Annotated in this window: 1 protein-coding gene; it reads right to left on the reverse strand. The window is 40.8% G+C overall.

The annotated features are described in order from the left end of the window. Positions 1-29 precede the first annotated feature (29 nt). The coding region (locus tag NLF92_RS12825) for a hypothetical protein (protein ID WP_254102597.1) at positions 30-277 on the reverse strand (248 nt) is incomplete at its 5' end.

Consider the following 277-nt stretch of genomic DNA (forward strand, 5'->3'; position numbering starts at 1 on the left):
TGAGTATCAAAGGACAAATTGACTATCACCTATACTCGCGCATTGGGTGTTTTGTACACATAGCCTAATAACTGTTTTGTCTCATCAAGTTGGTAAATTTCAGGTTCCACAAAACCAAAAATGCGATGTTTTTTTTGAAAATCTTCTACGGTACTTGGCAACAGATTGATTGCTTGCCCAGTCAAGGTAAAACTGACCAGCTCCATCAGTTCTTCTACTGAACTATTTGGGTATTCGCGCTTAACCTCTATCCTTACCACGGCCACTTCTTGCCCTG

The sequence above is a fragment of the Opacimonas viscosa genome (assembly GCF_024199005.1).
Lineage (GTDB): Bacteria > Pseudomonadota > Gammaproteobacteria > Enterobacterales > Alteromonadaceae > Opacimonas > Opacimonas viscosa.